This is a genomic window from Pseudomonas brassicacearum, assembly GCF_000585995.1.
Classification (GTDB): domain Bacteria; phylum Pseudomonadota; class Gammaproteobacteria; order Pseudomonadales; family Pseudomonadaceae; genus Aquipseudomonas; species Aquipseudomonas brassicacearum_A.
The window spans coordinates 4,444,749-4,467,474 of the sequence record NZ_CP007410.1; the positions used below are offsets into that span (position 1 = coordinate 4,444,749).

The 22,726-nt window shown below is 60.5% G+C and carries 20 protein-coding genes and 2 riboswitches; of the genes, 13 read left to right on the plus strand and 7 right to left on the minus strand.

The genetic code is table 11. The annotated features are described in order from the left end of the window. Position 1: 1 nt before the first annotated feature. Positions 2-1,066: a cobalamin biosynthesis protein CobW gene (cobW, locus tag CD58_RS18840; RefSeq protein ID WP_025214545.1), complete on the minus strand. Its 1,065-nt coding sequence runs from the start codon at positions 1,064-1,066 to the stop codon at positions 2-4. A 98-nt stretch (positions 1,067-1,164) separates the two neighbouring features. Further along, a riboswitch (cobalamin riboswitch) is annotated at positions 1,165-1,380 on the minus strand. Positions 1,381-2,548: 1,168 nt separating this feature from the next. After that, complete coding sequence (locus tag CD58_RS18845; RefSeq protein WP_025214546.1) at positions 2,549-3,019, minus strand: toxin-activating lysine-acyltransferase; 471 nt, start codon at positions 3,017-3,019, stop codon at positions 2,549-2,551. Positions 3,020-3,225: 206 nt separating this feature from the next. Beyond that, positions 3,226-3,461, plus strand: a riboswitch (cobalamin riboswitch). Between the two features lie 98 nt (positions 3,462-3,559). On the opposite strand from CD58_RS18845, the gene CD58_RS18850 reads away from it, so the two are divergent. The 4 genes from CD58_RS18850 (at position 3,560) to cobM (ending at position 5,679) form a co-directional block, all read left to right on the plus strand. Further along, positions 3,560-3,748 carry a CbtB domain-containing protein gene (locus CD58_RS18850; protein WP_025214547.1) on the plus strand — a complete coding sequence of 63 codons (189 nt, stop codon included), beginning with the start codon at positions 3,560-3,562 and terminating at the stop codon, positions 3,746-3,748. An 11-nt stretch (positions 3,749-3,759) separates the two neighbouring features. After that, complete coding sequence (locus CD58_RS18855) at positions 3,760-4,455, plus strand: CbtA family protein (RefSeq protein WP_025214548.1); 696 nt, start codon at positions 3,760-3,762, stop codon at positions 4,453-4,455. Beyond that, entirely contained in the window at positions 4,452-4,856 is a 405-nt protein-coding gene (locus CD58_RS18860; protein WP_025214549.1) for a cobalamin biosynthesis protein, read from the plus strand. The genes CD58_RS18855 and CD58_RS18860 overlap by 4 nt, the downstream gene beginning before the upstream one ends. A 76-nt stretch (positions 4,857-4,932) precedes the next feature. Next, a complete protein-coding gene (gene cobM / locus CD58_RS18865) occupies positions 4,933-5,679 on the plus strand; it encodes a precorrin-4 C(11)-methyltransferase (RefSeq protein WP_025214550.1) in 747 nt (248 codons plus the stop codon). A 245-nt stretch (positions 5,680-5,924) separates the two neighbouring features. On the opposite strand, the gene nfuA is transcribed toward cobM, so the two are convergent. Together nfuA and CD58_RS18875 are read right to left on the minus strand one after the other, a co-directional pair. Then, positions 5,925-6,509, minus strand: a complete 585-nt coding sequence (nfuA, locus tag CD58_RS18870; protein ID WP_025214551.1) for a Fe-S biogenesis protein NfuA — start codon at positions 6,507-6,509, stop codon at positions 5,925-5,927. A 117-nt stretch (positions 6,510-6,626) separates the two neighbouring features. Beyond that, positions 6,627-8,915 carry a fatty acid cis/trans isomerase gene (locus CD58_RS18875; protein WP_025214552.1) on the minus strand — a complete coding sequence of 763 codons (2,289 nt, stop codon included), beginning with the start codon at positions 8,913-8,915 and terminating at the stop codon, positions 6,627-6,629. Positions 8,916-9,073: 158 nt separating this feature from the next. Between CD58_RS18875 and metH the strand changes: the two genes are divergently transcribed. The 4 genes from metH (at position 9,074) to CD58_RS18895 (ending at position 15,819) form a co-directional block, all read left to right on the plus strand. Continuing rightward, entirely contained in the window at positions 9,074-12,784 is a 3,711-nt protein-coding gene (gene metH / locus CD58_RS18880) for a methionine synthase (RefSeq protein WP_025214553.1), read from the plus strand. Positions 12,785-12,918: 134 nt separating this feature from the next. Then, positions 12,919-13,137, plus strand: coding sequence for a DUF2970 domain-containing protein (locus CD58_RS18885; RefSeq protein WP_003182858.1), 219 nt, complete (start codon positions 12,919-12,921; stop codon positions 13,135-13,137). Positions 13,138-13,682: 545 nt separating this feature from the next. Beyond that, the gene (locus tag CD58_RS18890; protein WP_025214554.1) at positions 13,683-15,341 is read left to right on the plus strand and encodes a nitrite/sulfite reductase; all 1,659 of its coding nucleotides are present in this window, start codon (positions 13,683-13,685) and stop codon (positions 15,339-15,341) included. Beyond that, positions 15,325-15,819: a DUF934 domain-containing protein gene (locus CD58_RS18895; protein WP_025214555.1), complete on the plus strand. Its 495-nt coding sequence runs from the start codon at positions 15,325-15,327 to the stop codon at positions 15,817-15,819. Before CD58_RS18890 ends, CD58_RS18895 begins: the two co-directional genes overlap by 17 nt. 214 nt (positions 15,820-16,033) lie before the next feature. Here CD58_RS18895 and sohB read toward each other — a convergent pair whose 3' ends face one another. After that, a complete protein-coding gene (gene sohB / locus CD58_RS18900; protein ID WP_025214556.1) occupies positions 16,034-17,065 on the minus strand; it encodes a protease SohB in 1,032 nt (343 codons plus the stop codon). Positions 17,066-17,329: 264 nt separating this feature from the next. Here sohB and CD58_RS18905 point away from each other — a divergent pair, with 264 nt between their 5' ends. The 4 genes from CD58_RS18905 (at position 17,330) to CD58_RS18920 (ending at position 21,271) form a co-directional block, all read left to right on the plus strand. Further along, on the plus strand, positions 17,330-18,040 hold the full coding sequence (locus tag CD58_RS18905; protein WP_025214557.1) for a histidine phosphatase family protein: 711 nt from the start codon (positions 17,330-17,332) through the stop codon (positions 18,038-18,040). Positions 18,041-18,091: 51 nt separating this feature from the next. Further along, a complete protein-coding gene (locus tag CD58_RS18910; protein ID WP_003182883.1) occupies positions 18,092-18,406 on the plus strand; it encodes an SCP2 sterol-binding domain-containing protein in 315 nt (104 codons plus the stop codon). Between the two features lie 219 nt (positions 18,407-18,625). Next, entirely contained in the window at positions 18,626-20,344 is a 1,719-nt protein-coding gene (locus CD58_RS18915; RefSeq protein WP_025214558.1) for a hydrogenase maturation protein, read from the plus strand. A 63-nt stretch (positions 20,345-20,407) separates the two neighbouring features. Beyond that, the gene (locus tag CD58_RS18920; protein WP_025214559.1) at positions 20,408-21,271 is read left to right on the plus strand and encodes a LysR family transcriptional regulator; all 864 of its coding nucleotides are present in this window, start codon (positions 20,408-20,410) and stop codon (positions 21,269-21,271) included. Positions 21,272-21,329: 58 nt separating this feature from the next. On the opposite strand, the gene CD58_RS18925 is transcribed toward CD58_RS18920, so the two are convergent. Continuing rightward, entirely contained in the window at positions 21,330-21,569 is a 240-nt protein-coding gene (locus CD58_RS18925; protein ID WP_025214560.1) for a DUF465 domain-containing protein, read from the minus strand. A 217-nt stretch (positions 21,570-21,786) separates the two neighbouring features. On the opposite strand from CD58_RS18925, the gene CD58_RS18930 reads away from it, so the two are divergent. Then, complete coding sequence (locus CD58_RS18930; protein ID WP_025214561.1) at positions 21,787-22,308, plus strand: DUF4142 domain-containing protein; 522 nt, start codon at positions 21,787-21,789, stop codon at positions 22,306-22,308. A gap of 48 nt (positions 22,309-22,356) precedes the next feature. Here the strand turns inward: CD58_RS18930 and CD58_RS18935 are convergent, their stop codons facing one another. Beyond that, entirely contained in the window at positions 22,357-22,638 is a 282-nt protein-coding gene (locus CD58_RS18935; protein ID WP_025214562.1) for a hypothetical protein, read from the minus strand. Positions 22,639-22,726 lie beyond the last annotated feature (88 nt).

The window sequence follows — 22,726 nt, forward strand, 5'->3', positions numbered from 1 at the left end:
CTTAGGCGCTGAGAGCTGCGCGCAACTGCGCTTCAAGCAATGCGGCGTCCAGCGCCTGGCCGATCAGCACCAGACGGGTCACCCGCGCTTCATCGGCGCCCCACTGACGATCGAAATGCTTGTCGAAACGCGTGCCAACGCCTTGGATCAGCAAGCGCATCGGTTTGTTCGGGATCGCCGCGAAACCCTTGACCCGCAGCACGCCGTGCTGGACCACCAGTTGCGTCAGCGCGTCCAGCAGCAGGCTCTCGTCGGCCTGGGGCAGCTCGATGGAAATGGAATCGAAGGCGTCATGATCGTGGTCGTCATCGTCGCCGTCATGGTGGTGATCGTGATGGCTGTGGCGGCCGTCGATGTGCTCTTCGGAGCCGGCGCCCAGGCCTATGAGTACTTCCAGTGGCAGGCGACCGCTGCTGGCTTCGATGACCTTGACCGCCGGCGGCAGCTCTTCGGCCACTTCCAGGCGGACTTTCGCCAGGTCTTCAGGGCTGATCAGATCGGCTTTGTTGAGGATTACCAGGTCGGCGCTGGCCAACTGATCGGCGAACAGCTCGTGCAGCGGGGATTCGTGGTCCAGGTTCGGGTCGAGTTTGCGCTGGGCATCAACCTGATCCGGGAAGGCCGCGAAGGTGCCAGCGGCCACGGCCGGGCTGTCGACCACGGTGATCACCGCATCGACGGTGCAGGCGCTGCGGATTTCCGGCCACTGGAAAGCCTGGACCAGCGGCTTGGGCAGGGCCAGGCCGGAAGTTTCGATGAGGATGTGGTCGAGGTCGCCGCGCCGCGCCACCAGCTCGCGCATCACCGGGAAGAACTCTTCCTGCACCGTGCAGCACAGGCAGCCGTTGGCCAGTTCGTAGACGCGGCCGTTGGCTTCTTCTTCGGTGCAACCGATGGAGCACTGCTTGAGGATCTCGCCGTCGATACCCAGTTCGCCGAACTCGTTGACGATCACGGCGATGCGCCGGCCCTGGGCGTTGTCGAGCATGTGCCGCAGCAAGGTGGTTTTACCCGAGCCGAGGAAACCGGTGACGATGGTGACGGGGAGTTTGGCCAGTGTTTTCATCGGATGCCCTTTGGCAAGGTGGCGGGCAAACGGGACGACAACCGCTGGCACAGGTGCGCGCGGAAGATTTCGCCACCGGATCACCCCGCCCGGTTGTAGTGAAAAATCTGTCTCGAGGCAGGTCTCCTGGCTGACGGTGGGCCAGTCATTCGACTGGCAATCACTGCGCCTTCCCGTGCGCCCCGGAAAAAAGGGTATGCACAGTGGCCTTGCAGAAACATCACCGTTCACAGTTGCGGGGGCAGCCGCGGCTTGGACCGCGTTCCCTTCTTAGCTTCGGCGCAGGCCGAAGAACCTCGAAGGCGCAAGGCTACGCAGGGTGTGGGGGCGGGTCAATCTCCAGAGTTCTGCGGTGCATGCAGGGGCCTCATCGCGAGCCTGCCCGCGATGGGCACGACTCGATCTCGTCTGAGAACTCTCCAACTGACGCCCCAACCTCTCCCATGGCTGCCCGTAAGCCACACAAGGAGACAGGTATACTTTCTGGGCGTGCTTGCATCAAAACAATGGCAAAAATTACAAGCACCACCAATCTAACTGGTGGAAACAACTCAAACCCAGTCAATTTTTTAAGCAATAAAAAAATAGCCATCATTGTGAAAGCAACGACCAATCCCAACACCACATCCATGAGTCCTACACAAAGCTCACTCCAGCCCCCCATCTCACCTCCGATATAATCAGCCCGCGCCCCGATACAAAATAGTCAAAGACTTACTTCCATAAAAATCGCCAGCCCCTCAGCCACACAAAGGGACAGGTACATTATCTGAACATGCGCGCACCATGATAAAGACAAGTACCCATAGAACCAGAATTTTAGCGGGTTGCGAAAATTCAAACCCAATAACTCTCTTAAGCCATAAAAGCACACAAGTTATAACAAGAGTAGCCACCCTCCCCATACCAGGCCCGTGGCCAACACTCTACAAAACCCCTCCCAAAACGGCACCGCCCTAACCCCTTAAAAATTAATCAACCCCCTCAAAATCTTTACAAATCAAACTCCGCAACAGAAGGCCATATCCCGCGTTGAGGACACTCGCGATAGCACCCCACGAAATTCCGTGAGCCTTAGCGATGAACTTCCAACTGTGAATTCAAGTTAAGAAACTAGGCACCACCACCACCACCACCACCACCCCGACTAAAGTAACCGGTCGTCAAACCACCATAAAAACCCAACATCGCCCCACCGGCAGCTTGTGCAGTGGTGGTGGGCGTAAAAAAGCCAAGGCCCGCACCAACGACCATGGCTTGACCCGCTCCAGTCCAGGTAGCTGGCGAACCGCTTCCTGCCTGGGCTCCAACATATGCCGCACCAGCTGCAGCGGCGCCAGCGACTGCGCCCAATGGACCTACGGCCCCACTAACGATCTCAATTTCAGCCAATGTCAAATCACGCATTACCCCTCTCCTTTCATTGAATGATCAAGCTAAGTCAGTCAACTGGATAGTCACTTCCGTCCGACAAACTCAGACCTACATTTTCGTTTTTACCGTGTAGCTTTTTTGGTTTCCACACGGAGTGTAATCATTCCCTCTGCGCATCCAATGTACTTTACTGACACCCTCCTCCCGAAAAATATCCTTCAGCCTCGCTACAGCTTCTTTTGCGCCTCCCGAAGGAAAACAAAAATCAATAATCCAAGTCCTCCCACCTTCGTTCCATTCAGAAGGATGAAGTAAAAATTCCGGATCAGTGAGTAATCGCTCCTCAGCATCGGGCGCCAAGTACGCCCAAGTCACATACCCCATAGGCAACCCAGTACAAGCAAAGAAGAACACAATCTGCCTATGATCAATTGCAGGCGACAACCAGAAATCCAATGTAAGCATCCGAAAGGTGGAATAACGCCTACACATAAACATGACCATGCTGGCGAACCCTAAAAACTTTGCCTTTTCTTCAGTTGTAGAGGAGCGGCATTCCGTACGCAGATCAAACGTCATCTTCACTTAGATACCTCCTGACTGTTCTCCGTAGTTGTCGAGCAAAACGTCTCCACCCAAAAAATTTATGGTATGAATCACCTGATTCAACTGCCGTGACTTGAAGTGGATTAAATATCACTCAATGCTGGATGACTACCCTACATGTGTAGGGGTTAGGCGTGGCAGCACCTCGCCAATTGACGCCCTACCCCCGCCCATGCTCTCCTGTGCGCCTAGTTACGGGTGCCCTTCACAGGGTGAAACGGGAAACCGGTGAATCGTGTGCTTTACTCCAAAGCCACGTCAGTCCGGTGCTGCCCCCGCAACGGTAAGCGAGCGAAGCGTCTAAACCACTGTGTATGCCCTGCTACAAGGGCGCATGGGAAGGTGACGCTTGCAGGCAAGGCTCAGCCCCTGCCCCTCGCGAGCCCGGAGACCGGCCCATGACTCATGCATCAACAACCCGCGGTGGGCGGGCGCTGTTCGAACCTTGGCGAGCCTTCGTCTGGGGTTTCATTGCGCTCGATTCACCCGCTGACAAGACCAGAGGGAAGCGCCATGTCGACCATCAGCAGCACCGCCCGCACCGCCAGTAGCACCACCACCCTGAGCCAACGCCTGAGCGCCGCGATCTTCGCTTCGATCCTGGGTGCCGGCCTGGTCTATTTCGCCGGTTTCTCCCACATCGAAGCGGTCCACAACGCCGCCCACGATACCCGTCACAGCGCCGCATTCCCGTGCCATTGAGACCTGACGACATGATCAAGCGTATCGCCCAGACTGCCGGTTTCAGCGGACTGCTGGCCGCCCTGCTGCTGACCCTCCTGCAAAGTTTCTGGGTATCGCCGCTGATTCTGCAGGCCGAGACCTTTGAGAAGGCCCCGACCGCCGAAGTCCATGAACACGTCGACGGCGCTGCCCACACCCATGATGCCGAGGCCTGGGAGCCGGAAGACGGCTGGCAGCGCGTGCTGTCCACCACCGGCGGCAACCTGGTGGTTGCGGTGGGTTTCGCGCTGATGCTGGCGGGCCTGTACACCTTGCGTGCGCCGACTCGCACCTCCCAAGGCCTGCTCTGGGGGTTGGCCGGTTATGCCACCTTCGTCCTGGCGCCGACCCTTGGCCTGCCGCCGGAACTGCCCGGCACCGCAGCGGCCGACCTGGCCCAGCGGCAGATGTGGTGGATCGGCACGGCGGCGTCCACGGCGGTGGGCATTGCGCTGATTGCCTTCGGCAAGCATTGGCTGCTCAAGTTGCTGGGCGTGGCGACGTTGCTGGTGCCCCATGTCATCGGTGCGCCGCAGCCCGAAGTCCATTCGATGCTGGCGCCCGAAGCGCTTGAAACTCAATTCAAGATCGCCTCGCAAGTGACCAACGTCGCGTTCTGGCTGGCCCTGGGCCTGATCAGCGCCTGGCTGTTTCGCCGTGATGGTCTAGCCCGCCACGACACATGAACAATGGGCCGATGCTGGTGGTCGGCCTCGGCTGCCAACGCGGTTGCCCGGCCAGCACGTTGCGGGCATTGCTCGACCAGACGCTACTGGCCCACGGCATTGCAATTGATCAGGTGCAAGCCCTGGCCAGTATCGATCTCAAGCGTGACGAGCCGGGCTTGCTGGAGTTGGCCAGGCAACTGGCGCTGCCGCTGACCTGCTTCAGCGCCCGGCAGTTGGCCGGTTATCAGGATCGACTCAGTCACCGCTCCGAAATCGCCTTCGAGCGCACCGGCTGCTACGGCGTCGCCGAAAGCGCCGCCCTGGCCCTGGCCGACCAGCTAGGCACAAAGCCCGCAACCCTGCTGATTTCCCGCCAGAAGGCCCCCAGCGTCACGTTGGCATTGGCGCTCGTGTCGTAAATCCCGATAATTCGCCCTCAGGATCATGAGCGATCTTCATCTGGGCGACGCTCACTCACTTTTACAGGAGCCGGTCATGACCGTTTACTTCATCGGCGCCGGCCCCGGCGACCCGGAACTGATCACCGTCAAAGGCCAGCGGCTGATTCGCCGTTGCGCGGTGATCATCTATGCCGGCTCCCTGGTGCCGGCGGCCGTGCTTGAAGGCCATCGCGCCGAACAGGTGGTCAACAGCGCCGAGCTGCACCTGGAACAAATCATCGAACTGATCAAAACCGCGCACCTCAAGGGTCAGGACGTGGCCAGGGTGCATTCCGGCGACCCGAGCCTGTACGGCGCCATCGGCGAACAGATTCGGTGCCTGCGGGCGCTGGGCATCCCCTTCGAGATCATCCCGGGTGTGACCGCGACCTCAGCCTGCGCCGCCTTGCTGGGTGCGGAGCTGACCCTGCCTGACGTCTCCCAAAGCGTGATCCTCACCCGCTACGCGGACAAGACCGCGATGCCCGCCGGGGAAGAATTTTCCATCCTGGCACAGCACGGGGCGACCATGGCGATTCACCTGGGGGTCAATCATCTGGAAAAAATCGTCAGTGAATTGCTGCCCCACTACGGCGCGGATTGCCCGATCGCGGTGATCCACCGGGCGACATGGCCAGATCAGGATTGGGTGCTGGGCACGCTGGCTGATATTGCCGAGAAGGTGCAGGCCAAGGGTTTCCGTCGAACGGCGCTGATTCTGGTGGGGCGTGTGCTGGGCAACGACGTGTTCAGCGAATCGTCGCTGTACCGCGCCGGGCATGCGCATCTCTACCGGCCCTGAGTACAAAAAGGACCCTGTGGGAGCGAGCTTGCTCGCGATAGCGGTGGGTCAGCTTGCAAGGATGTTGAATGTGACGCCGTCATCGCGAGCAAGCTCGCTCCCACATGGGTTTCGAGATGGTCATTCTTGTGGCGAGGGATTTATCCCCGTTGGGGCCGCGGGGGCCCCAACAAGCTACCTGACTTGTTGCAAACAAGATCTGGGGCTGCTGCGCAGCCCAGCGGGGATAAATCCCCTCGCCACAATCAGTAGTAGGCGTTTTCTTTCTGCGTGTGGTCGGTCACGTCGCGTACGCCCTTGAGCTCCGGAATACGCTCGAGCAAGGTGCGCTCGATGCCTTCCCTGAGGGTCACGTCGGCCTGGCCGCAGCCCTGGCAGCCGCCGCCGAACTGGAGCACGGCGATGCCGTCTTCCACCACGTCGATCAGCGAAACCTGGCCGCCGTGGCTGGCCAGCCCCGGGTTGATTTCGGTTTGCAGGTAATAATTGATGCGCTCGTTGACCGGGCTGTCGGCGTTGACCATCGGCACCTTGGCATTCGGCGCCTTGATGGTCAGCTGGCCACCCATGCGATCGGTGGCGTAATCGACCACCGCATCATCCAGGAACGCTTCGCTGAACGAGTCGATATAGGCGGTGAAGCTCTTGAGCCCCAGCGCGGTGTCTTCGGGTTTTTCTTCCCCCGGCTTGCAGTAGGCAATGCACGTCTCTGCGTACTGGGTGCCAGGCTGGGTGATGAAGATGCGGATCCCGATACCCGGGGTGTTCTGCTTGGACAGCAGGTCAGCCAGGTAATCGTGGGCGGCATCGGTAATCGTAATGGCGGTCATGGGAACTCCTCACAGGCTTGCCGGCAGTTTACGCCAATCATCGCGCCGGACAAAGTCCTAGTATTTTTGTCGGGAAAGCAGCCGCTGGCGGCGCGAGTTCGCCGCCGGGCCTCCCGATCAGAGGTTCTGGTAGCGATTCATATCCAGAACACCGGCTTCCAGAGGCTCCGTTTCCTGGATGTATCGGTCCAGGTCATGGAAGTAGTACCAGAACTGCGGGTGGCTGCGACGAATCCCCCAACGCTCGACGATCCGCTCGAATGCCGGCGCGTCCTGGGCGTTTTCCATGGCATCGACAAACGCCGGCACTTGCCCGGCGGGGATGTTGAACATGAAGTTCGGGTAGCTGCTCATCACGCCCGGATACACCGTCAGCGTGTCCAGCCCCGGTTGGTAACGCGATGCTTCGCCAAGCAGGAATGCCACGTTACTGTGGGCGCGATTGCGCAACAGGCTGTAGATCTCGCGACCACCGCTGGCGGTTTCGACACGCAACATGGTCGCTTCCGGCAGCTGATTGATGACGCTGAGCCCCGCCGCCGGCCGTGACACCAGGCGACTGAGGGCCTGTTCGGCATTCTGCAGGGTCGGATCAATGTTCGGCCGGGAACAATAGGCGCCGTCGCAGCGGTTGATGGGATCGGGTCGCGCGTTCAGCTCGCCATAACGGGCCAGCAATTGCTCGGCGAAATCGCGTTTGGGGTCGTGTTCATCCAGCTTGAGTGCAGTCGGCTTATCGTCGTCGATGGCTTCGTAATCCAGCCACATCTTGAATTTGCCGCCGGACTGATACCAATCGTTGAGGTAATCCTCCCGGGAATCGGCCGGCATCAGGCGCAGGAAATTCTGCTCCGCGCCGTTGCGGATCAGGTCGAAATACAGCCGGGTCTGGGCCTGGTGGGACACGTTGCCGAACACATCGAAATTCACCGCCAACTGATAATAGGTACGTTCCAGCAGCGGAAAATCGAACAACCACATCGTCTGCGGCACTTCGCCGATCAGCCCTTTGCTGACCGAGGCACTGTCGAAGTGGCGGAAAATACTCAGCAGCGCATTGTCGTTCCCGGCCCACAGCGTCGACCAGCTTGGCGCCGGGACATCAGCATAGCTGTCGCGGCGCAAGGCTTCGTACGCGTTGCGCTTGTCGCGATAGTCGAGCCACAGGCTGACGACGCTGCCCACATCGTCGTTCTGCCCCGGCATCGCCAGCAACGGCGTGGCCTGGCCCCGGTAGTTCGGGTCGGTGATGTACAGGTCATGCTCGGGGGCCTGGAACAGCGCCCAGAAATTATCGCGGATCACATCCGTGGCGATCTGCCCGCGACACACCGGGCCCCGGATGAAAGTGCGTACGAAATACTCGGCGTTATCGAGCATGAACTGGTAGCGGGCCTGGGCCGGGATCGCCTCGAACGTGGAAAACGGATTGGCCCGGCGCTCCGGCCCGTAGCCCGGCAATGCATTGACCTGCCAATTGCCGCTGTAGAACAGGCTTTTGATCCGCGCCATCTTGGCCGCGCTCAAGCCGTAGGTGATGTGGGTCTTGTGCACGATCACCCCCTGCACCGGCCAGAGCCGGTAATACACGCGGGTGCCGGGATCGTCGTTCGGACGGCGGGTATTGATCAAGTCAATCGGCTGGCCGGTGGGCGTGCGCGAACGCACCCACTGGAAGAAATGCCCCGGTTCGCCGTCCTTGAAATAAATGTGCGCCAAGAACCAATGCTCGAACAACCAGCGGCCCACCAGGCTTTCCCGGGCTCCAGGGGCGTTGAGCAGGTTTTCCCATTGCACCACTTGCAAGGCTTCGGCGGCGCTCGGGGCCAGGGCCTGCTGGTCAATGGGCGCGCCTGCGGCCAGCCAGCGTCGCAGGGTCTGGTATTGCGGGTCGGTCAGGCCGGTGACGGCCAGGGGCATGCCCTCCCTGGGATGGGCAGCAGCATATTCGTCGAATTGATCCGGCATCGCGCAGCTGTTCTCTCGATTGAGACCCAGCACGATCTCCTCCGGCAGCTTGGCGTTGGGTTGCAGCGGCGTGCGGTGCCCCAGCTCCAGCATCCGTGCCATCAACGCCGCCTGGCTGCCCTGGGCATCGAGCACCGAATAGAAGCCCTTGCGCTGCCAGGCCTGCGGGCCCGAGGCATCATAGAACAAGCGGGTCGGGTCGGCGGCCTGGCGCCGCTCGCCGTCGTACACCGACAGTTTGCTCGCGCCCCGGGACGCACCTTCACCACTGCCCAGGTTCAACTGGCAAGCGGAGTCGTAGCAAGCGTGACACGCCACGCATTTTTCCGTGAAGATCGGTTGTATATCGCGAGTGTAAGAGATCGCGGGAGCAGGACTCCCGGCGGCTGCGCTAAAAGACAACAGCAGCAGACTGCCGAATAAGACGCGGTACGGCATGTCTCGGGTCCCTAAGAGATAGTCCGGCGATTCTACCGGGCCAGCATCGCCTTGCAAACATGAGCGATATTCATGCAAAAGCCCGCCATGATCAAATCCCACACAGGTTTGTTATCATTCCGGCCTTCGTAATGGTCTTTTTTTCCCCAGGTAGTCCTATGTCCGATCGCAGCGCTCGCCTTTATCTTCTCCAGCAGGCTCTCAAGGAACGCATCCTGATCCTCGACGGCGGCATGGGCACGATGATCCAGAGCTACAAGCTCGAGGAGCAGGACTACCGTGGCAAGCGCTTTGCCGACTGGCCGAGCGACGTCAAGGGCAACAACGACCTGCTGGTGCTGAGCCGCCCGGACGTGATCGGCGCCATTGAAAAAGCCTACCTGGATGCCGGCGCCGACATCCTGGAAACCAACACCTTCAACGCCACCCAAGTGTCCCAGGCCGACTACGGCATGCAGGCCCTGGCCTACGAGCTGAACCTGGAAGGCGCGCGCCTGGCCCGCAAAGTGGCCGACGCCAAGACCCTGGAAACCCCGGACAAACCGCGTTTCGTCGCCGGTGTGCTCGGCCCGACCAGCCGCACCTGCTCGCTGTCGCCGGACGTGAACAACCCCGGCTACCGCAACGTGACCTTCGATGAATTGGTGGAGAACTACACCGAGGCCACCAAGGGCCTGATCGAAGGCGGCGCCGACCTGATCCTGATCGAAACCATTTTCGACACGCTGAACGCCAAGGCGGCGATTTTCGCCGTGCAGGGGGTCTACGAAGAGCTGGGTGTCGAACTGCCGATCATGATCTCCGGCACCATCACCGATGCCTCCGGCCGCACCCTCTCCGGCCAGACCACCGAAGCCTTCTGGAACTCCGTGGCCCACGCCAAGCCGATTTCCGTGGGTTTGAACTGCGCCCTCGGCGCCAGCGAACTGCGCCCGTACCTGGAAGAGCTGTCGAACAAGGCCAACACCCACGTCTCGGCCCACCCGAACGCCGGCCTGCCCAACGAATTCGGTGAATACGACGAATTGCCGGCCGAGACCGCCAAAGTCATCGAGGAATTCGCCCAGAGCGGCTTCCTGAACATCGTCGGCGGTTGCTGCGGCACCACCCCGGCGCACATTGAAGCCATCGCCAAGGCCGTTGCTGGCTATGCGCCGCGGCCTATTCCAGAGATTCCCCGGGCCTGCCGCCTGTCGGGCCTGGAACCGTTCACCATCGATCGCAACTCCTTGTTCGTCAACGTCGGCGAACGGACCAACATCACCGGCTCCGCCAAGTTCGCCCGGTTGATCCGCGAAGACAACTACACCGAAGCCCTGGAAGTGGCCCTGCAGCAGGTCGAGGCCGGCGCCCAGGTGATCGACATCAACATGGACGAGGGCATGCTCGATTCGAAGAAGGCCATGGTGACCTTCCTCAATCTGATCGCCGGCGAACCGGACATCTCCCGAGTGCCGATCATGATCGACTCCTCGAAATGGGAAGTGATCGAAGCCGGCCTCAAGTGCATCCAGGGCAAGGGCATCGTCAACTCCATCAGCATGAAGGAAGGTGTCGAGCAGTTCATCTATCACGCCAAACTGTGCAAACGCTACGGCGCCGCCGTGGTGGTGATGGCCTTCGACGAAGCCGGCCAGGCCGACACCGAGGCGCGCAAGAAAGAAATCTGCAAGCGCTCCTATGACATCCTGGTCAATGAAGTTGGCTTCCCGCCGGAAGACATCATCTTCGACCCGAACATCTTCGCCGTCGCCACCGGCATCGAAGAGCACAACAACTATGCCGTGGACTTCATCAACGCCTGCGCCTACATCCGCGACGAACTGCCCTACGCGCTGACCTCCGGCGGCGTGTCCAACGTGTCGTTCTCGTTCCGTGGCAACAACCCGGTGCGCGAGGCGATCCACTCGGTGTTCCTGCTGTATGCGATCCGCGCGGGCCTGACCATGGGTATCGTCAACGCCGGCCAGCTGGAGATCTACGACCAGATCCCGGCGGAACTGCGCGACGCCGTGGAAGACGTGATCCTCAACCGTACCCCCGAAGGCACCGACGCCCTCCTCGCCATCGCCGACAAGTACAAGGGCGACGGCAGCGTCAAGGAAGCGGAAACCGAGGAATGGCGCGGCTGGGAAGTCAACAAGCGCCTGGAACATGCCCTGGTCAAGGGCATCACCACCCACATCGTCGAAGACACCGAAGAGTCGCGCCAGTCCTTCACCCGGCCCATCGAAGTCATTGAAGGCCCGCTGATGGCCGGCATGAACATCGTCGGCGACCTGTTTGGTGCCGGTAAAATGTTCCTGCCCCAAGTGGTCAAGTCCGCCCGTGTAATGAAGCAGGCCGTGGCCCACCTGATTCCGTTCATCGAGGCGGAAAAAGGCGACAAGCCGGAAGCCAAGGGCAAGATCCTGATGGCTACGGTCAAGGGCGACGTCCATGACATCGGCAAGAACATCGTTGGCGTGGTGCTGGGTTGCAACGGCTATGACATTGTCGACCTGGGCGTGATGGTGCCGGCGGAGAAGATCCTGCAGGTGGCCAAGGAGCAGAAGTGCGACATCATCGGCCTGTCCGGCCTGATCACCCCATCCCTGGATGAGATGGTGCATGTGGCGCGCGAGATGCAGCGCCAGGATTTCCACCTGCCATTGATGATCGGTGGCGCGACGACTTCCAAGGCCCACACGGCGGTAAAAATCGAACCCAAGTACAACAATGACGCGGTGATCTACGTCACCGACGCCTCCCGCGCCGTGGGCGTGGCCACGCAATTGCTGTCCAAGGAACTCAAGCCGGCGTTCGTCGAGAAAACCCGCCAGGAATACGTGGACGTGCGCGAGCGTACGTCCAACCGCAGCGCCCGCACCGAGCGCCTGAGCTACCCGGCGGCCGTGGCCAAGAAGCCGCAGTTCGACTGGAGCAGCTACCAGCCGGTCAAGCCGACCTTCACTGGCGCGCGGGTCCTGGACGACATCGACCTCAACGTCCTGGCCGAATACATCGACTGGACGCCGTTCTTCATTTCCTGGGACCTGGCCGGCAAGTATCCGCGCATCCTCACCGACGAAGTGGTCGGGGAAGCCGCCACCGCGCTGTACGCCGATGCCCGGGCGATGCTGCGCAAGCTGATCGACGAAAAACTCATCAGCGCCCGCGCCGTGTTCGGCTTCTGGCCGGCCAACCAGGTGCATGACGACGACCTGGAAGTCTACGGTGACGACGGCAAGCCGCTGGCGCGCCTGCATCACCTGCGCCAACAGATCATCAAGACCGACGGCAAGCCCAACTTCTCCCTGGCCGACTTCGTCGCGCCGAAGGACAGTGGCGTGACTGACTACGTCGGCGGCTTCATCACCACCGCCGGCATCGGCGCTGAAGAAGTTGCCAAGGCCTATCAAGAGGCCGGCGACGACTACAACTCGATCATGGTCAAGGCCCTCGCCGACCGCCTGGCCGAGGCCTGCGCCGAATGGTTGCATCAGCAGGTGCGCAAAAACTATTGGGGCTACGCCCAGGACGAGAGCCTGGACAACGACGCCCTGATCAAAGAGCAATACACCGGTATCCGCCCTGCCCCCGGTTACCCGGCCTGCCCGGACCACACCGAGAAAGCCACCCTGTTCCGCCTGCTCGACCCCGAGGCCAGCGAACTGAAGGCCGGACGCAGCGGCGTGTTCCTCACCGAGCACTACGCGATGTTCCCAGCGGCGGCGGTCAGCGGCTGGTACTTCGCCCATCCCCAGGCGCAATACTTTGCCGTGGGCAAGATCGATAAGGACCAGGTGCAGAGCTACACGGCGCGTAAAGGCCAGGAGTTGAGTGTGACGGAGCGTTGGTTGTCGCCGAACCTGGGCTACGACAACTAAAGATCCCGCAGTCCTCTTAAGATCGCAGGTTTCGCCAGCGCCTACAGGGTTTTGTGTGTTCCCGTAGGCGCTGGCGAAGCCTGCGATCTTTTTTTGTCTATGCTTGTCCCACACACATGGCAGACGAGGGGTTTATGGACGATCCAGTCGACAACAAGCCGCCCACCCTGTGGCAGATGATGCACAGCGTGCTGGCCGCCGCTTTCGGCGTGCAAAGTGGCAAGAACCGCGCCCGTGATTTCACCCACGGCAAACCCAGTCACTTCGTGATATTGGGCATCGCGTTCACGGTGATATTCGCCCTGACGCTGTTTGGCATCGTCAAGTTGGTGGTGCATTTGGCGGGGTTGTAACGCGCTCCAACACAACACATGCCCCTGTGGGAGCGAGCTTGCTCGCGATAACGGTGTACCAGTCGACATCAATCCGACTGAACCATCGCCATCGCGAGCAAGCTCGCTCCCACAGGTTTCTCATCGCCTGGGATAACCGCTTATTGGTGACTGACCCAGAATACTGCGGTGCCCACCACCAGGATAATCAGGAACAGAATGGCCCAGGCATCAACAGAACTGTCGCTTTTCCTTGCTTTGGTCGGATTGCTCATTGCATCGCCTCTTGTCGGTTTTGTAGGTGATTGCATAGGGACTCGACCACAGTTAAGACGATGATTGCCCGTACGACAAATGTGGGTTAGGCAATAATCAATCTCGATAGTCGATTTGGTTCTTTACATATACTCAAACATCACTTTTGCGCATAACCCAAAACAGGTATCTTGCACCGGCTCCTTTAGGAGTGCGCGGCCGTGCGCGCAGAATTGCCGAGGCAGAATCCGATTCCAGCGAGCCAACACGCAGCTGTTTCTGATCGGCCCAAGCCTGAGAACGAGACTTATATGTACGTATATGACGAGTACGATCAGCGAATCATCGAGGACCGCGTCAAGCAGTTCCGTGATCAGACCCGACGCTATCTGGCAGGCGAGCTGAGCGAAGAAGAATTCCGCCCTCTGCGCTTGCAGAATGGCCTGTATATCCAGCGCTTCGCCCCGATGCTGCGCGTGGCTGTGCCTTATGGCCAGCTGACTTCGCGCCAGGTACGCATGCTGGCCAAGATTGCCCGCGACTACGACAAGGGCTACGCCCACATCAGTACCCGGCAGAACGTCCAGTACAACTGGCCGGCGCTGGAAGACGTACCTGAGATCCTGGCTGAACTGGCCACCGTACAAATGCACGCGATCCAGACCAGCGGCAACTGCCTGCGCAACGTCACCACCGACCAATTTGCCGGTGTCGCCGCCGATGAGCTGATCGACCCGCGTCCATGGTGCGAGATCGTCCGTCAGTGGACCACATTCCATCCGGAATTCGCCTACCTGCCGCGCAAGTTCAAGATCGCCATCAATGGCTCGAGCTCGGACCGCGCAGCCATCGAAGTCCACGACATCGGCCTGGAGACGGTCTACAACGCCGCCGGCGAGCTGGGCTTCCGTGTCCTGGTAGGTGGCGGCCTCGGCCGTACGCCGGTGGTCGGCGCGTTCATCAACGAGTTCCTGCCGTGGCAGGACCTGCTGAGCTACCTCGACGCCATCCTGCGGGTATACAACCGCTACGGCCGTCGCGACAACAAGTACAAGGCGCGGATCAAGATTCTGGTCAAGGCCCTGACGCCTGAAGTGTTTGCCGAGAAGGTCGAGGCCGAAATGGCTCACCTGCGCGGCGGCCAGACCACCCTGACCGAAGCCGAAGTCCACCGTGTGGCCAAGCACTTCGTCGATCCGGACTACAAGGCCCTGAGCAATCAGGACGCCGAGCTGGCTGCCCTCGACAAAGAACATCCAGGCTTCGCCCGCTGGCGCACTCGCAACACCCTGGCCCACAAAAAGCCGGGCTACGTCGCGGTAACCCTGTCCCTGAAGCCAACCGGCGTTGCGCCGGGCGACATCACCGACAAGCAACTGGACGCCGTGGCCGACCTGGCCGAGCGCTACAGCTTCGGTCAACTGCGCACCTCCCACGAGCAGAACATCATCCTGGCGGACGTTGAAGAGAGCCAGTTGTTCACCCTGTGGGGCGAGTTGCGCGAGCAAGGCTTCGCCACCCCGAACATCGGCCTGCTGACCGACATCATCTGCTGCCCGGGCGGTGATTTCTGCTCCCTGGCCAACGCCAAGTCGATTCCTATCGCCGAGTCGATCCAGCGTCGTTTCGACGACTTGGACTACCTGTTCGATATCGGCGAGCTGGACCTGAACATTTCCGGTTGCATGAACGCCTGTGGCCACCACCACGTCGGCCACATCGGCATCCTGGGCGTGGACAAGAAAGGCGAAGAGTTCTACCAGGTTTCCCTGGGCGGCAGCGGTAACCGCGATGCCAGCCTGGGCAAGATCCTCGGTCCATCGTTTGCCCAGGATGACATGCCTGACGTGATCGAAAAGCTGATCGACGTGTACATTGAACAACGTACCGAAGACGAGCGCTTCATCGACACGTATCAACGTATTGGCATCGACCTCTTCAAGGAACGCGTCTATGCAGCGAATCATTAAGAACAACGAGGTCATCGACGAAACCTGGCACCTGCTGCCCAAGGATGCGTCTTTCGATGGCATCTCCAACTGCGATGACCTGATCGTTCCCCTGGCCCTGTGGCGCGATCATGGTCACGCTCTCAAGGCTCGCGACGGTGGCCTCGGCGTGTGGCTGGATGCCGACGAGGAAGCGGAAGAGATTGGTGATGATGCCAATCAATTTCAGGTTATCGCCTTGAACTTCCCGGCCTTTACCGACGGACGCAGCTACTCCAACGCTCGTTTGTTGCGTGATCGCTATGGTTTCAAGGGTGAATTGCGGGCGATTGGCGATGTGCTGCGCGACCAGCTGTTCTACATGCGCCGCTGCGGTTTCGACGCCTTTGCCCTGCGCGCTGACAAAGACCCCTATGAGGCCCTCGAAAGCCTCAAGGACTTCTCGGTGACCTACCAGGCCGCCACCGACGAGCCGCTGCCGCTGTTTCGTCGTCGCTGAAACAGCCCCATGAAAAAGCCCTGATCCGGGTGTCCGGTTCAGGGCTTTTTTGTTTTCGGTATCTTGAACCCATCTCGCTCCCACCCGCCTCAGAACCACTGTGGGAGATAGCTTGCTCGCGATAGCGCTGGATCAGCTTGCATCTATGTTGGATGTGCCGCTGCTATCGCGAGCAAGCTCGCCCCCACAAGGGGGGTAGGCACTCTCTCTGCAATTACCAGAAACGCTGCTGGGTCAGGCGACTCCACCAATTCAGCAAGACCCGATCCACCGAACCGCTGGCCGCCATGCCGATGCGTTCTTGCAGGCTTTTGCGTTCGGCGTAGTGCAGGTGGTACAGCTCGGCAGCCTTGGCCCGCTCGGCGAGGTATTCGTCGCTGGTCTTCAGTTCGTCCACCAGCCCCCTGCCCAGCGCCGCGACACCCAGCCAGACTTCACCAGTCGCCACTTCGTCAATGGCCAGTTGCGGACGGTAGTTGGACACAAAGTTCTTGAACAGCTCATGGGTGATGTCCAGCTCTTCCTGGAACTTCTCCCGGCCCTTCTCGGTATTTTCGCCGAACACCGTCAACGTGCGTTTGTATTCACCGGCGGTCAGCACTTCAAAATCGATGTCGTGTTTCTTCAGCAGCCGGTTGACGTTGGGCAACTGCGCAACGACACCGATGGAGCCAAGAATGGCGAACGGTGCACTGATGATCTTCTCGCCGATGCACGCCATCATATAGCCGCCGCTGGCCGCGACCTTGTCGATGCAAACTGTCAACGGCACGCCCGCCTGACGGATACGCGCCAGTTGCGAGGAGGCCAGGCCGTAGCTGTGGACCATGCCCCCGCCGCTTTCCAGGCGCAGCACCACTTCATCCTTCGGCGTCGCCAGGGTCAGCAGCGCGGTGATTTCATGACGCAGGCTCTCGGTGGCCGAGGCCTTGATGTCGCCGTCGAAATCCAGCACGAACACCCGCGGCTTGGTCGCTGGTTTGTCCTTTTGCTTCTTCGCAGACTTTTCAGCCTTGCTTTCTGTCTTGCGCAGGGCCTTGAGCTGGTCCTTGTCCAGCAGCGTCTGCTCCAGACGCTCGCGCAGACCTTTGTAGAAATCGTTGAGCTTGCTCACCTGCAACTGGCCGGCCGACTTGCGCCGACCCTTGCTGCGCAGCGCAGCAAAACTGGCCAGCACCACCAGGATGGCGATCACCAGCGTCACGGTCTTGGCCAGAAAACTGGCGTATTCGATGAAGAACTCCACAATGGCTCCTAGTCAATTCAAAACGCCGCTCAAAAGCGGGCACCTAACGCTCCCAGCATACCCATGCGCCTGCCTCGCGACCAGCCATGAAACCTGCGGTTACCTTGGCGCTCCTTGGAATACAGGCTGCACACTCAAACGCGAGCAGGGGGCCTGGCCATCGGCTGTAACAGGCATTTCAAACAAGCGTATGTTTTTTCATTGACAGCTCACCGCCATCCTCATAACCTCGCCAAACCTTCAACGTACCGGGATGACGCGGACGTGGGCAGCATCTATCTGATTCGACATGGCCAGGCCTCCTTCGGTGCGGACGACTACGATGTCCTGTCGCCCAACGGTGTGCGCCAGGCGCAAGTGCTCGGCAGCCACCTGGCTGAGCTCGGTGTCGTATTCGATCGTTGCCTCTCGGGAGACCTGCGTCGTCAACAGGACACCGCCACGGGCGCGCTGGGCCAGATGTCCGCCGCCGGGCTACCGGTTCCCGAGCTGGAAATCGACGCCGCGTTCAATGAGTTCGATGCCGACGCGGTAATCCGCGCCCTGCTTCCAGATATGCTCCCCGAGGAACCCGGAGCCCTGGACATCCTGCGCAACGCCGCACAGAACCGCGCCGAATTCCAACGCATCTTTGCGTTGATCGTCGAGCGCTGGCTCAGCGGCCGCTACGACCCGCCCGGGTTGGAAAGCTGGCTGGGGTTCGTCGAGCGGGTCCAGGCCGGTCTGCAGCGCATCCTGGAACAAGCCGACAATACGCAGAAGATCGCCGTGTTCACCTCCGGCGGCACCATCACCGCCCTGCTCCACCTGATCACTCAGATACCGGCCCGACAGGCTTTCGAAATGAACTGGCAAATCGTCAACACCTCGCTCAACCACCTGAAATTCAGGGGCCGCGAGGTGGCCCTGGCTTCCTTCAACAGTCATGCCCACCTGCAACTGCTGAAGGCCCCGGACCTCATCACCTTTCGCTGAGTCCGGATTACTGTAGACCCTTGCTGTATCACTCAAATAAGGATCGAAACCATGACCTCCGTAGCCGACGCCGTACAAGCCATGAAAGCCAAGTTCAACCCAGCCGCCGCTGCCGGCCTGGACCTGGTATTCGGTTTCCGCATCGACGATACCAAGAATTTCTCGCTGATCGTCAAGGACAGCACCTGCGAACTGCAGGAAGGTGAAAACCCGGACGCCCAGGTGACCCTGGTCATGGACGGCGAAACCCTCGAAGGGATCGTCAGCGGTGAAACCGACGGCATGCAAGCGTTCATGGGCGGCAAGCTGCGCGCCGAAGGCGACATGATGCTGGCGATGAAACTGTCCGAGCTGTTCCCAAGCTGAGACGACGCTCGCGTTTCTTCCCAGGCCTTTGCGCTGCAAACGAATCCCGCCCCCATGGCGGGATTCGTGTTTTTACCCTCCGCCGATTTCCCGCAGCACGCACAACCTTGACCCTGGTCAGTTGCCACTCGCCCGCCAACCAGTAATTTAGCGCCTCCATCAAAGCCAGGGACGGCTCATCGGGAGCCTGCGCCTGCTCATCTCAAGGAAGAGACTTTCATGCCCGCACTGAAGATCATTCTGCTATCGACCGCGTTCAATGGCCTGACCCAACGCGCCTGGCTGGCGCTGCGCGAAGCCGGCTACCGGCCCAGCGTGGTGCTGTTCACCGATCCCGCCTCGGTCTGTCGGCAAATCGAAGAAAGTGGCGCCGACCTGGTGATCTGCCCGTTTCTCAAGGACCGCGTACCCGGGCAGTTGTGGCGCAATCACCGGCGTCCAGTGGTGATCATTCACCCGGGCATCGTCGGCGACCGCGGCGCCAGCGCCCTGGACTGGGCCATCACCCGGCAACCCGAGCGCTGGGGCGTGACGGCGTTGCAGGCGGTGGAAGAAATGGACGCCGGTCCGATCTGGGCCACGTGTGAATTCAACCTGCCCGAAGGCCTGCGCAAATCCGAGTTGTATAACGGCCCGGTCAGCGATGCGGCCATCCGTTGCATTCGCGAAGTCGTGGAAAAATTCGTCAACGGTTTCACCCCGGTGCCGCTGGACTACAACCGTCATGACGTGGTCGGACGCCTGCAACCGAACATGACCCAGGACGATCGCACCTTCAGCTGGCATGACAGCACCCGCTTCATCAAGCGCTGCATCGACGCCGCCGACGGTCAGCCCGGTGTGCTCGCGAGCCTGGCGGGCAGCCAGTTCTACCTGTACGACGCCCATGCGGACGTTCGTCATGGCCTGCCCGGCGAACTGCTGGCCGTGCGCGACGACGCGGTGCTGGTGGCGACAGGCGACGCGAGCCTGTGGATCGGCGCCCTGCGCCATAAACCGCAACCTGGCGAACAGACATTCAAGCGCCCGGCGCGCCATGTGCTGTCGGAACGACTCAAAGGTGTCCCGGTGCTCGACAGTTCCCTGGCCCGGCAGCCATTCAGCGATGAAGCGTACCAGCCCATTCGCTACCGCGAATGCGGCCATGTGGGTGAACTGACGTTCGAGTTCTATAACGGCGCGATGAGCACCGGGCAATGCCAACGCCTGGTGGAAGCGCTGCGCTGGGCCAAGTCCCGGGACACCGAGGTGCTGTTGATCCGGGGCGGGCGCGGCAGCTTTTCCAACGGCGTGCACCTGAACGTGATCCAGGCCGCCGCCGAGCCCGGCCTGGAGGCCTGGGCCAACATCCAGGCCATCGATGACGTTTGCCTCGAATTGTTCAGTGCCCGGCAACTGGTCGTCAGCGGCCTGACGGGTAACGCCGGGGCTGGCGGCGTGATGTTGGCCTTGGCGGCCGATGTCGTCCTGGCGCGCAGCGACATTGTGCTCAACCCTCACTACGCAACCATGGGCCTGTACGGTTCCGAATACTGGACCTACAGCCTGCCCCGCGCAGTCGGGCCGGACATAGCCCGGCAACTCACCCAGGACTGCCTGCCCATCAGCGCGCTCCAGGCGTTGCGCTATGGCATGGTCCAAGAGATCGGGCCACGCTGCCCCGACGAGTTCAGCCTATGGCTGCTGCAACGGGCCAACAGTGCGCTGCTCGATCCAACCTATGAAGCCATTCGGGTGCGCAAGGCCGAACGGAGCCAGCCGGCGATCCAGGCGTGCCGCGACAGCGAACTCATGCAAATGCGCCGTGACATGGTGGACAATCGCCACGGCTTCGCCGAGAAGTGCCGGCATTTCGTGCTCAAGCATAAGGCCTGCCGCACACCAGAACGCCTGGTGGCGCCCTGGGCGCGGATGGCGCGGGCCCAAGCCCTCCAATGATTCCCGGTATCGGGGACGCGTGGCAGCTCTTACAATGCCCGCTTCCCCCGCATCGGCCTGAACATGGACATCGACCTCGCCCGTACCTTCCTGGAAATCGTCCGCCACGGCAGTCTCGCCGCGGCAGCCGATAAGCTGCACGTCACCCAGACAGCGATTACCGCTCGGGTACAGAAGCTCGAAAGCCAGCTCGGCTGTGCGTTGTTCGTGCGCAACCGGGCCGGCGCACGCCTGACCGCCGACGGTGAGGCCTTCGTGATCTATGCCAACCAACTGGTGCAAACCTGGGAAGCTGCCCGCCGGGACCTGCCGCTGCCCGAGGGCTATCGCAACGTCTTGCACCTCGGCGGCGAGGTCAGCCTGTGCAACCCCTTGATGCTCGCCTGGGCCGGCGAACTGCGCCAGAAGATCCCCGGCCATGCCCTGCGCATGGACATCCGCGACGGTGAAAAACTACTGCAGCAGCTGGAGTTGGGTCTGCTGGATGCGGCGGTGGTGTACCAGCCGGAATACTGGCCGCGCCTGCAAGTCGAGCAACTGCTGGAGGAAAAACTTATCCTGGTGCGCCTTGCCACGTGTCCCGAGCCCTACGTGTACATCGACTGGAGCGCCGACTTCCGCCGCCAACACGACACCGCGCTACCGGACAAGGCCAAGGCAGCAGTGACCTTCAACCTCGGCCCACTGGCCTTGCAGTACATTCTGGAAAACGGTGGCAGCGGCTACTTCCGCACCCGCGTTGTGCAGAGCTACCTGGACAGCGGCATTCTGAAACGGGTGCCCAAGGCGCCGGAATTCAACTACCCGACCTACCTGGTCTATTCCCGGGACCGGGATTCGGTGGCGCTGCAGCAGGCGTTCGAAGTGCTGCGCGAGATCGTCAAGACCGGTAGCGACTGGTCCCAGCGCTGGGACCCGCTGACCTGATGGATCTGTGGTGAGGGGATTTATCCCCTCACCGCTGCCCCTCACAAGTAGGCCAGCCTCACGGCTGCTTCAATTTATCTGCAATCTTATCTTTGAGCAGCAAGCGTTTCTTCTTGAGCGTCTCCAGGACTTCGTCGGACAGCGCCGCCGACGATGGCTTCTCGGCGTCGACCACCTCGGCATCAAGTTGGGAATATTTTTGAAGTAACGAGTCGAGCCTTGGATCCTCGCTGCGTTTTTGCTGGATGTGGTCTTTTGTGCAGTTCAGATCCTGGCACAAATCGTGGGACACCGGCATGGAACACCTCCTTCAGTGGGTCGGTGGAAGACGCCTTTACAGCGCTCGTCGATGATCAGGATGGCCTCGTCGACGGGGTTCTGTCGACCGCCAATCCGACCAGCGGTGACCGTTCGTCGTGACGCAACGCCTTCAAATCAAACCTTTGCCCAGGCGTCGCTCTCCATTGATCAGAGACGAAAAGAATCGCTCTTTCAACCTGTGTGGAGACTTACCTATGGACGGATTTACCCTGCGTCAACTCGGCCTGGCAGTTGCCCTCAGCACCAGCATGGGCATGGCTTGGGCCGCAACCTCCAATGACTTCGTCGACAATGCGGCGGCTGGTGGCATCGCGGAAATCGAAACCAGCAAACTGGCCTTGGAAAAAAGTGCTTCGGCGGACGTGAAGGCGTTTGCCAACAAGATGATCACCGACCATACCAAAGCCAATGAAGAACTACTCGCACTGGCAAAAAAACATGACATTGAAGTGCCAGACGAAACCACGTTGATGAAGAAGGCCAAGGCCAAGATTCTCGAAGTACGTGATGAATCCTTTGATGCGGCCTACGCCAACAACCAGGTGAAGGCCCACGAAGAAACCATCGCCCTGTTCAAGAAAGAGGCCGAGACGGTTACGGACGATAAAAAGGCAGGCAACACCGAACTGAAGGCGTTCGCCCAGAAAATGCTGCCGGATCTGCAGCATCACTTGGACGAAGCCAAGAAACTTCAGGCTGCTCATCCGAGCAAGTAACAGGTGAAGCACAAAAAAGCCCGACCATCGCGTCGGGCTTTTTATTCGCTAGCCACCGTCCGTATCAATATCCGCATCCGTGCTCTCATCGGACTTTGGCCGGTCCGGCTCAGGTTTGAAGCCCGGGCTGAAGGTATTGTCATTGTCCTGATGATGATTTTTCTGATCGACCTCGCTGTCGGCGCTTTGGGCCTGGTTTTCCCCAGCTGGGCTTACTGAAGGGGTGCCCGCCGGGGTAGGGGCAACTTGGGGATCGATGGCCGGGTCATTACGCGGGGACGGAGTTTGCGTCTGGCCTTGTTGCTGGGTGTGTGCAGGATCGTCGTTCATGGGCACCTCGTTCATGGCAGGGCCGGATGGATGACCGGTCATGCTTATTCGAAGGCGACGCAACAGCTTCGGTTCCATTTGTTTACGG